The 13469-nt window shown below is 70.7% G+C and carries 10 protein-coding genes and 1 pseudogene; 9 read left to right on the top strand and 2 right to left on the bottom strand.

All coding sequences use genetic code 11. The features are described from left to right. The first annotated feature begins 761 nt into the window (after positions 1-761). Both OG488_RS04275 and OG488_RS04280 read left to right on the top strand, forming a co-directional pair. Positions 762-1605, top strand: a pseudogene (locus tag OG488_RS04275) (IS5 family transposase). A 75-nt stretch (positions 1606-1680) separates the two neighbouring features. Further along, entirely contained in the window at positions 1681-2115 is a 435-nt protein-coding gene (locus tag OG488_RS04280) for a hypothetical protein (protein ID WP_329226056.1), read from the top strand. Positions 2116-2438: 323 nt separating this feature from the next. On the opposite strand, the gene OG488_RS04285 is transcribed toward OG488_RS04280, so the two are convergent. Beyond that, on the bottom strand, positions 2439-2792 hold the full coding sequence (locus OG488_RS04285) for a VOC family protein (protein WP_329226057.1): 354 nt from the start codon (positions 2790-2792) through the stop codon (positions 2439-2441). A 252-nt stretch (positions 2793-3044) separates the two neighbouring features. On the opposite strand from OG488_RS04285, the gene OG488_RS04290 reads away from it, so the two are divergent. The 3 genes from OG488_RS04290 (at position 3045) to OG488_RS04300 (ending at position 6623) form a co-directional block, all read left to right on the top strand. Then, entirely contained in the window at positions 3045-3752 is a 708-nt protein-coding gene (locus tag OG488_RS04290) for a DUF2470 domain-containing protein (RefSeq protein ID WP_329226059.1), read from the top strand. Positions 3753-3821: 69 nt separating this feature from the next. Continuing rightward, positions 3822-4367 (top strand): AAA family ATPase, encoded by a 546-nt coding sequence (locus OG488_RS04295; protein WP_329226061.1) that lies wholly within the window; start codon positions 3822-3824, stop codon positions 4365-4367. Positions 4368-4655: 288 nt separating this feature from the next. Continuing rightward, on the top strand, positions 4656-6623 hold the full coding sequence (locus OG488_RS04300) for an ABC transporter ATP-binding protein (protein ID WP_329238425.1): 1968 nt from the start codon (positions 4656-4658) through the stop codon (positions 6621-6623). 130 nt (positions 6624-6753) lie between these two features. Here OG488_RS04300 and OG488_RS39210 read toward each other — a convergent pair whose 3' ends face one another. Beyond that, positions 6754-6831: a 50S ribosomal protein bL37 gene (locus OG488_RS39210; RefSeq protein ID WP_371604899.1), complete on the bottom strand. Its 78-nt coding sequence runs from the start codon at positions 6829-6831 to the stop codon at positions 6754-6756. Positions 6832-7236: 405 nt separating this feature from the next. Between OG488_RS39210 and malX the strand changes: the two genes are divergently transcribed. The 4 genes from malX to OG488_RS04320 all read left to right on the top strand — a co-directional run bounded on the left by malX (position 7237) and on the right by OG488_RS04320 (position 13460). Beyond that, a complete protein-coding gene (gene malX, locus OG488_RS04305) occupies positions 7237-8844 on the top strand; it encodes a maltose/glucose-specific PTS transporter subunit IIBC (protein ID WP_329226062.1) in 1608 nt (535 codons plus the stop codon). A gap of 2 nt (positions 8845-8846) precedes the next feature. Continuing rightward, complete coding sequence (locus OG488_RS04310) at positions 8847-10064, top strand: MalY/PatB family protein (protein ID WP_329226063.1); 1218 nt, start codon at positions 8847-8849, stop codon at positions 10062-10064. Between the two features lie 178 nt (positions 10065-10242). Beyond that, positions 10243-10713, top strand: a complete 471-nt coding sequence (locus OG488_RS04315) for a MarR family winged helix-turn-helix transcriptional regulator (RefSeq protein ID WP_329226065.1) — start codon at positions 10243-10245, stop codon at positions 10711-10713. A 185-nt stretch (positions 10714-10898) separates the two neighbouring features. Next, positions 10899-13460, top strand: a complete 2562-nt coding sequence (locus OG488_RS04320; protein WP_329226067.1) for an FUSC family protein — start codon at positions 10899-10901, stop codon at positions 13458-13460. Positions 13461-13469 lie beyond the last annotated feature (9 nt).

A 13469-nucleotide genomic window follows, 5' to 3' on the forward strand; every position in this document is an offset into this window, starting at 1 on the left:
GCTGACCGCCTACGAGCCTTCAGCGGCGCCCGGGACTCGCAGGAGGCGGCGTCTTCATGCCACGGCCCGGAAATCGGGGGTGGGCAGCATGATGGGTTCACCTCGCCGCCCGCGTTCCGCGGGAGGTCGCCTTTCGGACTCCGGCGCTGTTGCCGGCGGCCCACTCGATTCCCGTCCGGTCCCGGTAGGGGGGTGCGGTGAGGGAGATGCCACGGACGCACCTGGCTGTCGAACAGGACCGGCTGGAGGAACTGCGCGACCTCTTGGCGGCAGGAGCCGACATCCACGAGGAGTCCAACGGATTCACCCTCCTGCACCGGGCCGTCGACGGAGAGATCGGCGGACACGTCCAGACCGGGGAGCCCCTCCATGTGGGTGCCACGTGCTTCCTGCTGTCCCAAGGCGCGGATCCCACACGTCGTTCACACGGCGGCACCGGAGTGTCAGCCCATCATCCGGCCTTCGCAACAGGCATCGGCTTGCAGACGCTCTCTTCGGAGCCTGGCTCACCCGCAGGGACACCAGAAGCGGTCTTTGAAAGATGGAGCCTGGACGCCTGAGGCCGGGCAGGGCGGGCCGTCGTACATCACGGTGCAGAGGGCGGCGTGTCCCGTCTCGCCGGAAAGGGCGGGACACACCCGGAATCGCGCGGCTACGGCGACTACGTGTCACATCATTCCGCCGTGAGGACTCCAGCGAAGAGCAGTACACCGCCTGAGAGGTCCTCACAGAAGCCGTTGATCATGTGACTGTCGGCTTGGATGCTCGTTGAGGCATCCGTGGCAAAAAGAAACTCTCGGCCGTGGATCGTCTCGGATGAACTGTGGGTGCTCATCGAGCCGTTGTTGCCGGTCCCGGTGCCGAAGCTGGTGACAGGCAGGCCGCGAGTGCCCGACCGGCGGGCTCTGTGCGGGATCCTGTTCGTGCTGCACACCGGCATGCAGTGGGAGTGCCTACCCCAAGAGCTCGGCTTCGGGTCCGGCATGACGTGCTGGCGGCGCCTTGCGCGTGGAACGAGGCCAGGGTGTGGGACCGGCTCCATGCAGTCCTGCTGACGAAGCTGCGGTCGGCGAGGCAGCTGGACTGGTCCCGGGCGGTGATCGACTCCACCCACGTCCGGGCCGCCCGACGCGGCCCGAAAGCGGACCCAGCCCGGTCGACCGAGCACGTCCGGGCAGCAAGCACCACATCCTTGTCGACGGGCAGGGCATCCCACTCGCTGCGTCGCTGACCGGCGGAAAACGCAACGATGTGACGCAGCTGTTGCCTCTGCTTGCGAAGGTCCCGTCCGTAGCGGGCCTGCTCGGCAGACCACGGCGCCGGCCGGACGTGCTGCTGGCCGACCGGGGCTACGACCATGACAAGTACCGCTGTCTCGTCTGGGCCCAGGGCATCAAACCGGTGATCGCCCGCCGCGGCGTCCCGCACGGCTCCGGCCTTGGCGTCGACCGCTGGGTCGTCGATCGCACCATCGCCTGGTTCCACGGCTTCCGGCGCCTACGCGTCCGCCGGGAAAGACGCGACGACATTCACGAAGCCTTCCTCGGCCTCGCCACCTGCCTCATCACCTACCGCCACGTCCAACGCCTCTGCCAGGGGCCTTGATCCGCAATTCGATCGACAGTTCGGCGCATCTTCGGCAACGATGCGGTGCCGTCGAACCTTCACCGGGAGCCATCAGTGTCGTCCAGGACCGCAGACATCGACTTCACCTTCGCCCACGAGCTCACGGTCCGCGCCGGCATCAGGGCGTTGACCGCCACAGGTTGGGCGCTGGAGGATCCGCTCTCGTTCATGGTGAATGACGACGACGACCTATACGACTGGCGGACCACGACCCGCGACCACACGCAGGATGTCTTGGCCATCCTTGACGCACCCGAGCACGCGAACCACCACGTGGCCGTCTGCATCTACCACGGGAAGGCGAGCACAGGCGGTCAGCTCCTGTTCTTCCCTGGCCGCATGACCTGCAGCTTCATCCCGACCATCAACCGGCGGCGTCTACCTGACTCGGTCGAGTTCACCGACCTGAGCTGGTACATGCACACACTCGTGCCGCCCCTGCTGACGGTCGGGCTGAAGAGCTACGAAGCATGCGACATCGGTCACTGAAGCCGCCTGATTGATCAGCCCCCGATCCACGCAAAGCCTTTGTCAGGACCTCTAAGAGCATAAATATGCCGGCAGCCCCCGGCGCGAATCCTGCCACCTCAGGGCGCCGAGAATCCTCTTGCCCGAATACTCCTCACTGGTTCCGGACGCGCCTCGAAAGATATGTTCGGGCGAAGATCAGAGCGAGTCCACCGATCACGAGGAAAGACCCAGCGAATACCGTTTCGACGCCCAATTCCATCTCACCTCAGGTCAATTGATGGCCAATCCTGGAACGCTACACCCGGCCCGCCCGAGCAGGCGGCCGGCACTCGCATCGCCCCTCAGTAGAACTGCGCCAGGCAGAACTCGTGCCCTTCGGGATCGGCCATCACGACGACGACACCCTCGTCGTAGTCGTGCCGCTCGCCGGTGGACCGGCCCCCCAGGGCGAGGACCTGCGTGATGCCCTGGTCGATGTCGTCGACCAAGACGTCCAGATGCAGGCGGACCTTGCCCGGGTTCGGCTCGGCCACCGGCTGGAAGACGAGGCGCGGCTGCGGGTCGTCGTGACGGCCGAGGTAGACCCAGCCCGGCCGGGAAGGGCCCGGCGGACGGTTGAGCAGCACGCTCCAGAAGGCCGACACGCGCTCCACGTCGACGCAGTCGACGGTCACTCCCACCCAGCGGTTCGCCACGGTCCGGCACCCCTCGTCGCTGTCGCACGCCTCCGGCCGACTCCCCCGGCTCCACTGCGGGCAGGCCACCGGACCACCTCCGCGCCGCAGTACGGTCCGGCGCGCAGATCCTACGGTTCCTCCCCGCAGGGCAGCGTCTCGCACATCCGTCGGGCAGGGCGGCGCGCTACCCGAACCGGGATTCATAGGTTAGGTTAGGCATACCTAAGTAGCCGTAATGAGGTCTCCCCGCCTGCTCTCTGGAGAACTTGGATGCGTCCTTTCACCTCCCGCGTCACCCAGCCCACCCCCGCCGAACGCGTGCTGTCGATCCTGACCGCGGCCCATTCGATGACGGTGGTGAGCGACGGACACGACCCCGTCGAGGTGCACCGGCTCGACGGAACGGCCGCGATGGGCCACATCCACCTCCACGAACCGTCCGAGCCGGGCCTCGCCCCGGCCGGGCCGCGCGTCCCGGTCCGGCTGGAGTTCACCGACATCGCGCCCACGCCGGTACGTGACCGCACACGCGCCCGTGTCACGGTGACCGGCCTGCTGTCCGCCCCGTACAGCACGGAATCCGCGGAGAGCACCTGCATGGAGTTCGGCCAGGCGGTCTTCGAGGACGACAGGGGCCGGGCATTCGTCACCCTGGACACACTGCAGGAGACGGACCCCGATCCGATCGCCAGCAGCGAGGCGGGAATGCTGACCCACCTCGTGGACGACCACGGCGAGCTCGTCCCGCTGCTCCTCCGCCTCGTGCAACCACAGCCGGACAAGGGCGTGAAGCGCATCCTCCCCCTGGCGATGGACCGCTACGGCGTGACCCTGCGCCTGGAGTACTCAGGCAGCCACCGTGATGTGCGGCTGCCGTTCGCGAAGCCCCTGGCCCGCCTCGACCAGGCCGGTCCGCAGATCCACGCCCTGCTGGCCGCCGCACGTCGCGCCTCCCACCGCAACCAGTTGCTCACCTGACCCGGGCGGGCTCGGATACCGCGCACGATCGGGCACACGGCATCCCGCGCGGCCGGTAGCCTGCTGCGGATGAGGACGGGAAGCGAAGAGACCCGGCTGATCGTCGTACGGGGGAACTCGGCATCGGGCAAGTCCTCGGTGGCGGCCGGGGTCCGCGACCGGTTCGGCCGCGGCCTGGCCGTGGTCGGGCAGGACAACCTCCGCCGGACCGTGCTGCGTGAGCGGGACCGGCCCGGCGGCACAAACATCGGGCTGATCGACACGGTCGCGCGCTACGCGCTCGAAGCCGGCTACCACGTCGTCGTCGAGGGCATCCTGTACGCCGACCGCTACGGTGAGATGCTCACGCGCCTGGTCGCCGACCACCGCGGCGTCTCCCGCTGCTACTACCTCGACATCCCGATCGAGGAGACGTTCGTCCGCCACGCCGCCAAGGCCGATCCGGTGTACCTCGCGCAGGTGACGGAGTACCAGCTGCGTGACTGGTACCGGGAGCGCGATCTCCTGCCCGGCGGCATCGAGTCCGTCCTCGACAGCCGGAGCACCCTCGACGGGACGATCGACCGCGTCATGCGCGAGACCGGTCTCGCGGGCCTGCCCGCCCACGAGGACTGAGGCCTCCGGAGTCGGGAGCAGGGACCTGGCGCACGTCACGCACCCGCTCTTCGGCGGCTCCCGCCGAGGATCGGCTCCGCTCCGGCGTACGCCTGCGGGTGGGCTACGGCGGCATGTTTTCTGGGCACTTCTCTGGGGGTCGGCCGACGCTTCCGCTGAGCGTCCGCCCCGGTGCGTACCGCGGGCCGGGGGCCGACCGGAGACGGGGGAGGTACGCGTGAGGGAGCAGGACGGGACCGACCACGGCCGGGGAGGCCGTACGTGAGGGGATTCTTCCGGCGGGCCCGCATGATCGAGCCGGTGGTCTCCGCCGCCGAACAGGAGCTGTTCGGCGGCCCGTTGCGCTACGACGGCGTGTTCGCCGAGCACGAACGCGCCCGGCTGGACCTGACGATGCTGTCGGCGGTGCGGGCCATGCCCCGCCTGATCAGCTCCACGTTACGCCGGGCCTGGGCCGCCGACCGGCCGGCGCTGCTGGCCGTCGGCGTCAGCGAGATCGGCCAGGGCATCGCGGCCGCGGTGACCCTCCTCGCGGTCAACTCCGTGATGCACGCCCTGCTCGGCGGCGGCGATCCCGTCGAGCGGCTGCGGGCCGCCCTGCCCGCGCTGATCGTCGTGGCCGCTGTCGCGGTGGTCAACGCCGGTCTCGCCGGCCTGTCCACGTCACGGGCCGGCCGCCTGGAACCGCTGGTCGAACGGATCGCGACGACGGAGTACCTGGAAGCGGCGACCGTGGTCGAGCTGGAGGCGATCGAGGACCCGGAGTTCCGCCGGCTGATCGACGTCGCCCAGTTCGGAGCGGCCTCCGCCCGTCGGATGATCGGCGCGTGCGTGGCCGCACTGAACGGCACGATCTCCCTGGTCGCGACGGCAAGCATCCTGACCGTCCTTCACCCGGCCCTGCTCCCCATGCTGTTGCTGATCGCGGCCCCTCGCGGCTGGGGGGCGATGCGGGTCGCCCAGGAGCGGTACGCGTCCGTGATGGCGTGGGTCGAGCACCTGCGTGCCAGTCGGCTGATCGCGAACCTGCTCACCGAGCGCGGCGCGGCCCAGGAGGTGCGGATCCACTCCGTAGGCGCGTTCCTCCTGGAGAAGTACCGCGGCATGGCGGAGAGCGCCGAGGCCGAGCAGAAGCGGCTGGCGAACGGCAAGGCGATGACCGAGCTGATGGCCGCGGCACTGTCCGGTCTCGCACTCGCCTCCACGTACGGCGTGATGCTCTGGCTGATCCTGGCCGGCCACATGAGTCTGGCGGTGGCCGGCACCGCGGTGATCGCCGTGCGGTCCGGCTCGGCGAGCCTGGGGGCCCTCGTCATGAACGTCAACCAGCTCCACGAGGAGAGCCTGTACGTGCAGGACCACGAGCGGTTCCTGGCGGAGGCCGCCCGGCGTGCCATCCCCGGCAGCGGGGGGCGTCTGCCGGAGCGCGTGGGCCGGGTGGTCCTCGACGGCGTCACCTACCGCTACCCGGACCGCGACGCCCCCGCACTGGACGGGGTGTCGATCACGCTCCCCATGGGCTCGGTCACCGCCGTCGTCGGTGAGAACGGTTCGGGGAAGAGCACGCTGATGAAGATCCTCGCGGGGCTGCTGCTGCCTCATGGCGGCACGGTGCGCTGGGGCACGGCGGAGCTGTCGGCCCTCGACCGGTCGCAGGTGTTCGACCGCGTGGCGCTGCTGACGCAGGACTTCCAGCGCTGGCCGATGACCGCGGCCCTCAACATCGGCATCGGCCGCCCCGGCCGCCACGCAGGGCAGGAGGAGCTCCGGCCCTCCATCGACTACGCCGGAGCGGGCCCGGTCATCGAGAAGCTCCCCCACGGTCTGCGGACCCTGCTGGCCCGCATGTTCCGCGGGGCGTCCGAACTCTCGGGCGGCGAATGGCAGAAGATCGGTCTGGCCCGCACCCACTGGCGCACCGAGACGTGCCGGGCGGACAGCGTGCTGATCGTCGACGAGCCCACCTCGGCGCTCGACCCGGAGGCCGAGATCGCCGCCTTCGACGCCATCCGGCGCCTCGCCGGCCCGCACCGGGCCGTCGTGCTCGTCACGCACCGCATGTCCGGCGTCCGCCACGCCGACACCATCCACGTCCTCTCCGGGGGCCGGCTCACCGAGCAGGGAACGCACGACGAACTCATGGCCGCCCAGGGGCGCTACGCGGCCATGTTCACCACGCAGGCCGCCCAGTACGCGGCGGAGCCCCACAGCTCCGTACCGCGCCCCGCCTCACCGCCGACCCGGAAGCCCGCCTGAGTCCGGCCGGCACCGGACCCGCAGCGGCAGAAGCAGGAGCAGCGGCAGCGGCAGCGGCAGCGGAGACGGGCATCCGGAACGCGTCCGGGGGGTGGCAGGTGCCACCCCCCGGATAACCGTCGCCGCTTCCTCAGGTCTGAGGACGGCTGCCGTGGTTCGCGCCGTTCTTGCGGCGGGCCTTCTTCTTACGACGTCGCTTCGAGGACATCGAACCTCCTCATTCGGTAGCTCTTGCACCCTATCCACCGGATTGTCGGATACGGCGATCACAGAGCCCCTTACCCCCCGTTGCGGCGCCAAACACCCCACGCTCGCACGAACGAGTGGCGTACCTCACGGTCAGCCACCGGCGCTGCACTCCCCGCGCCGAGGCCTCCGGGCACGCCGCCGATCGGCGCTCCCGCCTCCATGGACAGCCGCCGACCTGCCGTGATGTGATCCGTGCGGCGGAACGGCCCTGCCCGGCGCTGCTCACCGGGCGATCCCCAGGTGCGTCGCGGGCGACGGCCGGAACCCCCTCGTCAGCCCTTCGCCGCTCGCACGCCCGTGGGACCCCACATCGCCACGGCGAGCGCCCGGGTCCCGTCCCCCCAGGCTCGAAAGTTCCGTACACATGCAGAAGACCAAAGCCGCACTCTGGGAATTCCTCCAGGGGCTCGGCAAGACGTTCATGCTCCCCGTGGCCCTGCTCGCGTTCTGCGGCATCATGCTGGGCATCGGCTCCTCGCTGTCCAGCGAGGCGGTCACCGACAACCTCCCCTTCCTCAAGGCCGAGGGCTTCCACCTCGTCTTCACCTGGATGGCCAACACGGGGCTGGTCGCCTTCACCTTCCTGCCCGTCCTCTTCGCGATGGCCATCCCGCTCGGCCTCGCCCGTGAGGACAAGGGTGTCGCCGCCTTCTCCGGCTTCGTCGGCTTCGCCGCCATGAATCTGGCGGTGAACTTCTACCTCACCGCCAAGGGCGTCGATCTCGAGGACGGGAAGGCGATCGAGCACTACGGCATAGCCGACGTGCTGGGCGTGCAGTCCATCGATACGGGACTCCTCGGAGCCGTGGCCGTTGGCATCGTTGTCAGCCTCCTCCACCAGCGCTTTCGTACCCAGCGGATGCCCGACGCGCTGGCCTTCTTCGGCGGCCTGCGCTTCGTACCGATCATCTCCGCCCTGGTCCTGAGCGTCCTCGGCCTGCTCATCCCGCTGGTGTGGCCGACCTTCAACGGCTGGATCACCGCCGTGGGCCGGGGCATCGGGCACACCGGTGTCTTCGGACCGTTCTTCTTCGGCATGGGCGAGGTGCTGCTGCGGCCGATCGGCCTGCACCACATCCTCGTCGCCATGTTCCGGTTCACCGACGTCGGCGGCTCGGGGGCCGTGTGCGGGGACCAGGTCTCCGGTGCCCTGAACATGTTCTACGCGCACCTGGACTGCGCGGGGGCACCGAACGGGGCGGTCACCGACGCCACCCACTTCCTCTCCCAGGGCAAGATGGCGTCCTACCTGGGCGGACTCCCCGGCGCGGCACTCGCGATGTACCACTGCGCGAACAGGAAGATGCGCCCGGAGATCAAGGCCCTGCTGGTGTCGGGTGTGGTGGCCTGCGTGGTCGGCGGCATCACGGAACCGCTGGAGTTCCTGTTCCTGTTCGTCGCACCGTGGCTGTATGCCATCCACGCGGTCCTGGTGGGGCTCGGATTCCTCACGGCCGCCCTGCTCGGCGTCTTCATCGGGAACACCGACGGCAACGTCATCGACTGGCTGGTGTTCGGCGTCCTCCAGGGATCGACGACCAAGTGGTACCTGGTGCCCGTGATCGCTGCCGTGTGGTTCGCCGTGTACTACTTCCTGTTCCGCTGGGCGATCACCCGCTTCGACCTCAGGACCCCCGGCCGCGAGGACGAGTCGGAGCAGGCGGAGGAGGACTCCGAGCCCGTCCCACAGGACGGCGAGGCGCAGCCCGTACGCGAACTGGTGGCGGGGAAGTACGACGCCGCGGCCATCCTCGACGCGATCGGCGGCGCCGGCAACATCCGGTCCCTGGACAACTGCATCACCCGTCTGCGCATGACGGTGGAGGACGCCGGAGAGGTCGACGAGGCGCGGCTGAAGAAGCTCGGCGCCGTGGGCGTGATCAAGCTCGACGACCACAACGTGCAGGTCGTCATCGGGCCGCAGGTCCAGTCCGTGAAGGACGCCATCGCCACCATGATCCCGGTGGGCTGATCATGGCCACCACTTCCCCCGGGGCGACCGGGGCCACCCGGGACCCCTACGACTTCGGCACCCCGGTGGACCGGCACGGCACCTGGTGCACGCAGTGGGACTACGTCGAGGACCGCTTCGGCGTCCCCGGCCTGCTGCCGTTCACGATCTCCGACATGGACTTCGAGACCGCCCCGGAGATCATGACCGCGCTCCGCGGCCGCCTGGACCACGGCGTGCTGGGTTACTCGCGGTGGCGCCAGGACGACTTCCTCTCCGCGATCGTCCACTGGTACGCGACGAGGCACGCGACCACCGTCGATCCCGCGTCGGTCGTCTACGCGCCCTCCGTCGTCTACCAGGTGTCGCAGCTGCTCCGGCTCTGGTCGCGTCCCGGTGACGGCGTGGTCGCCCACACCCCCATGTACGACGCGTTCCCCAGGACGGTGGCGGCCCACGGGCGGCGGCTGCTGGAGTGCCCGCTCGACGACCGGGCGGAGCTGGAACGGCTCCTGGCGCTGCCCGACACGGCCGTGCTGCTCCTCTGTTCCCCGCACAACCCGACGGGCAGGGTCTGGTCCCAGGCCGAGCTGGAGCGCATGGCGCGGCTGTGCGAGCGGCACGGCGTCGCCGTGATCAGTGACGAGATCCACTCCGACCTGGCTCATGCCCCGCATGTCCACCGCCCCTGGGCGGGAATCGGCGGCGAGGGCCGGTGGGCCGTGGTCACCTCGGCGTCCAAGTCGTTCAACATTCCGGCGCTGACCGGCAGTTACGGGATCATGGGCGATCCCGTGTCCCGTGACGCGTATCTGAGGCAGCTCAAGGAGGCGGACGGCCTCTCCTCCCCCGCCGTGCTGTCGCTGGTGGGCCACATCGCCGCGTACAGGGAGGGGGGCCCCTGGCTGGACGCCCTGCGCGCGTATCTCGCGGGGAACCTCACGATGGTCGCCGACCGGCTCCGCGAGGAGTTCCTGGGGCTCGGCTGGGAGCCTCCGCAGGCCGGATATCTCGCCTGGATCGACCTCCGGCCGCTGGGCGTCGACGACGATGCCCTCCAGCGCGAGCTCGTCGAGGTGGAGAAGGTGGCCATCATGCCCGGCGCCGCCTACGGCGCGCCGGGATGGCTGCGGCTGAACGTCGGGTGTCCCCGGTCCAAGGCGGAGGCGGGCGTCGAGGCCCTGGTGCGCGCGCTGCACCGCCTCACGCGGGCCGGGCGGGCGCCCGGCCTGTCGCCCTGAGGACATCGGCGGGATCGGGCTGCGGCCCCTGCGACGGGCGGCTCCGGACTCATGATCCGGGGGCCGCAGCCGCAGGGGCCGCTTCCGTACGCCCCGGTATCGCCGGACACGCGGACGGGGCGGGCATTTTGCCCGTCCATGGTTCCGGCTCGACTCTTGACATATATATAATTGCCATATGCATCAATCGTCGTCCCCGGCAGGCCCCACCGACGAGCAGCGCATCGAAAGCGCCGCTCGGGGCCTCCTCCGAGGCATCGGACGGCTCTCGCAGACACTCTTCCGCACCGGCGACTTCGGGCTCGGCCGCAGCCAGGTGGCCGTACTCGACTCCCTGGAGGACGGCCCCCGCCGGGTCACCGTTCTCGCCGCGCACACCGGTATGGCCCAGCCCCGCGTGACCGTGGTGCTGCAGGGCCTCGAGGAGCGCGGTCTGGCCACGCGCGAACGACGCGCGGCCGACCGGCGTGTCGTGGAGGCGTCCCTGACGCCGGCCGGACGGGAACTGCTCGACCGGGGGCGTCGGCGGATGGCCGCGGCGCTCCTGCGAGGTCTCGACGCGGGCGTCGACGACTCCGAGCGCGCCGTGGGTGCCGCCCGGGACGCCCTCACCACCCTGTTGAACGCGATGGATTCGGAGCCCTTTTGATCAGCCCAGGCACCAGGCAGTCGGACACGGCACCGGAACGCACACCGCCCACGCCCCCCGCGCCCACGGCCGTGCGCGCCGTGGCACCGCACCGGGTGGGCGGACCCCGGCGGCGGTGGGACTGGGTTCTCGCGGCGGATCCAGGCCTCGGACAGCTCCAGGCGGGATGGCGCACGCTCGTCGCGATGGTGACCTCCCTCGCGGTCGGCTACGGGATGGCCCGTGCCCTGGACGTCCCGGCCATGATCGGCATGATGGTCGGCGGGATGATGGGCCTGATGAGCGCCTTCGCCGTCGCCGAGAACACCTGGCAGCGGCTCAGCCGCGCCATCCTGTGGATGCCCTTCCCCTACGCCGCCGTCCTGTGGCTGGCCGCCGAGCTGCACGGCGACCGCGGCCTGGAGATCACCTTGATGGTGGTCGCGCTGGCACTCACCTTCTTCCTCGCCCGGTTCGGCCCGCTGCACCTGCTCACGGGCATGATGCTCTTCAACGGCCTGATGGTCGGCATGATGGCGAACATCCCGTCGGCCGTGACGGGCAAGGCCTTCGCCGTCGCCCTGGTCTCCGCCGTCGCCGTACTCCTGACGCGGTTGCTGCTGTGCTACCCGATGCCGCGCGAGGACCTGCTGCGCACCCAGCGCGCCTTCGTCGTGGAAGCCCGTCGGGTGGCGGACGCGGCCGTCGAGGCGCTGGACCCCGACGCCGACCAGGAGCGGGCCGTACGCCGGATGGCGCGCGCCCTGCACCACCTCAACGTCACCACGGTCACCATCGACGGCCGGCTCGCCCAGCCGGAGGTCGCCGCCGACCCCGACATGGCCGAGCTGCTGCACCGGCACCTCTTCGACGCGGAACTGGCCCTGCGCGGCATCGGCCGCGCCGTGCAGGACCTGACCCGCCTCGACGTGCCACCGCAGCTGCGCGAGGCGATGACCGTCGGTCTCGTCATCGCGCGGGACACACCCCTCGGCAGCGCCCAGGGCCTGCGCCCGGCCGCCGAGCGCATCCGCCGTCAGGCCGACCGTGTGCGCGACGACCGCGGTGGGGACGGGCAGGCGGAGACCGTCGAGGCGGCCCACCGCGTGGCGCACCTCCTCGACTCGCTGGCCGGCTCGCTCTCCCGCTGGCTCTCGCTGGGCTGGAGCACCCCGGACTCCCCGGCGCAGGTCCCCTTCCAGCCGACCGTGGCCCTGGAGCGCGACCGCCCCGCCGGATCGGCGGCCGCGACCCAGCGTGTCCTCGCCGCTCGGACGGAGAAGAGCTGGCGTCGGGCGGTCCCCTACGTACGTGCGCCCCTGCACGCCGGGATCGCCGCGGCCGTCGTCTGTCCCCTCACCGACGCGATCGACCCGCAGCGCTTCTACTGGGGTCTGGTCGGCGTGATGATCACTCTCTTCGGCACGAACACGACGCACGAGCGTCTGCGCAAGTTCGGCCACCGCATGGCGGGCACCGTGATCGGCGCGGTGCTCGGGATCACGCTGCTGCATCTGATGGGCCCCGGTCACGTCTACGGCACACTGGCCGTCATCGTCGCGGGCCTCACCCTCGGCGCGTGGGGGATGCAGCGCGCGTACGCCCTGTGGGTCGTGGGACTGGTGGTGGCTCTGGTGCAGTTGTACGGGCTGACGACCCCCTACGACGGCATGGACCACCTGCTCGGCGAGCGCCTGCTGGACAACGGCCTCGGCATACTCGTCGCGACCGCGTGCGCCGCGCTGATCTTCCCGCTGTCCAGCCGGCGCATCACACGGGAGGCCGAGCGCGGCTACGTGTCCGCCGTCGACGACCTCGTGGCGCAGCTCGCCCTGCGCTGGGAGAACCCCGACGCCCCCGTCCGGCTGCGCGGAGCCGCCCGCGCGGTCGACTCCGCCCTGTTCCAGGTCGTGAGCCTGGCACGTCCGCTGGTCCGGATGCCGCGCGGCCTGCGGGGACGTGACGCGGACAACCGCACCGCCCTGCTCACCACGGCCACCGGTCACGCCCGCGCGCTGGCCGCGGCGGCGGACGTCGACATCGATCTGGCGCCCCGGTCGGCCGAACGCTTCGCTCGCGTCACCTCGACGCTGAGCCGTTCGCTGCGCGCTCTGGACCGCTCACTGACGACCGGTGAGCCCGAGGAGGGCTGGCAGAGGGTGAGCCCCCTGCTACGGGAGATGAGGGCGGACCTGGACAAGGCACCGCCCGGACCGCGGGCGGCGCGCATGCGCACGGCGCTGCGGGAGCTGGCCGCACTGGACGAGACGCTCGCCGGGTACGCGGAACGGTGCGGCCTCACCGTGCACGACAACGCGTGCGAGGCGACGGCGGGTTCCCCGAGGGAACGCCGCACCCAGGCACTGGTGGCGCAGTGGGCCGCGCACCCGGCGACCGCGGGTGGAGGCGCGGGCGCAGGGGTGAACCCCTCTCGTACGCCGGTCGCTCCCGCGCCCCGGACGGCCCGGGTTCCGGCGACGGAAGCGGCGGACGCCTCGCCCGCCTCGTACGGAGGAGTCACCGCCACCGGCGCCGTCCGGTGCGGCGAACACCCTGCGGGGTGCTCCGGCTGGGTCACGGTGATCGACGCCCGGGGAAAGCGGGTCGCGGCGGGGCCCGTCCGGGCGGGCCGGTACCGCGTCGAGGGACTCCGGCCGGGAAGCCACACGCTCATCGTGTCGGCGGCAGGCCACGCCCCGCACGCGGAGTTCGTGTACGTGTCCCGGACGGAGGCCGCCGATCCCGTCACTCACGACATGCGGCTCTAGTGGTGCCCG

Source organism: Streptomyces sp. NBC_01460 (assembly GCF_036227405.1).
Classification (GTDB): domain Bacteria; phylum Actinomycetota; class Actinomycetes; order Streptomycetales; family Streptomycetaceae; genus Streptomyces.

Bases quoted from the DNA above. Each gene is read 5' to 3' on its own strand.
- OG488_RS04290 (WP_329226059.1), top strand. From the start codon at position 3,045: ATGCGTCCTTTCACCTCCCGCGTCACCCAGCCCACCCCCGCCGAACGC.
- OG488_RS04295 (WP_329226061.1), top strand. From the start codon at position 3,822: ATGAGGACGGGAAGCGAAGAGACCCGGCTGATCGTCGTACGGGGGAAC.
- OG488_RS04300 (WP_329238425.1), top strand. From the start codon at position 4,656: ATGATCGAGCCGGTGGTCTCCGCCGCCGAACAGGAGCTGTTCGGCGGC.
- OG488_RS39210 (WP_371604899.1), bottom strand. From the start codon at position 6,831: ATGTCCTCGAAGCGACGTCGTAAGAAGAAGGCCCGCCGCAAGAACGGC.
- malX (WP_329226062.1), top strand. From the start codon at position 7,237: ATGCAGAAGACCAAAGCCGCACTCTGGGAATTCCTCCAGGGGCTCGGC.
- OG488_RS04310 (WP_329226063.1), top strand. From the start codon at position 8,847: ATGGCCACCACTTCCCCCGGGGCGACCGGGGCCACCCGGGACCCCTAC.
- OG488_RS04315 (WP_329226065.1), top strand. From the start codon at position 10,243: ATGCATCAATCGTCGTCCCCGGCAGGCCCCACCGACGAGCAGCGCATC.
- OG488_RS04320 (WP_329226067.1), top strand. From the start codon at position 10,899: ATGGTGACCTCCCTCGCGGTCGGCTACGGGATGGCCCGTGCCCTGGAC.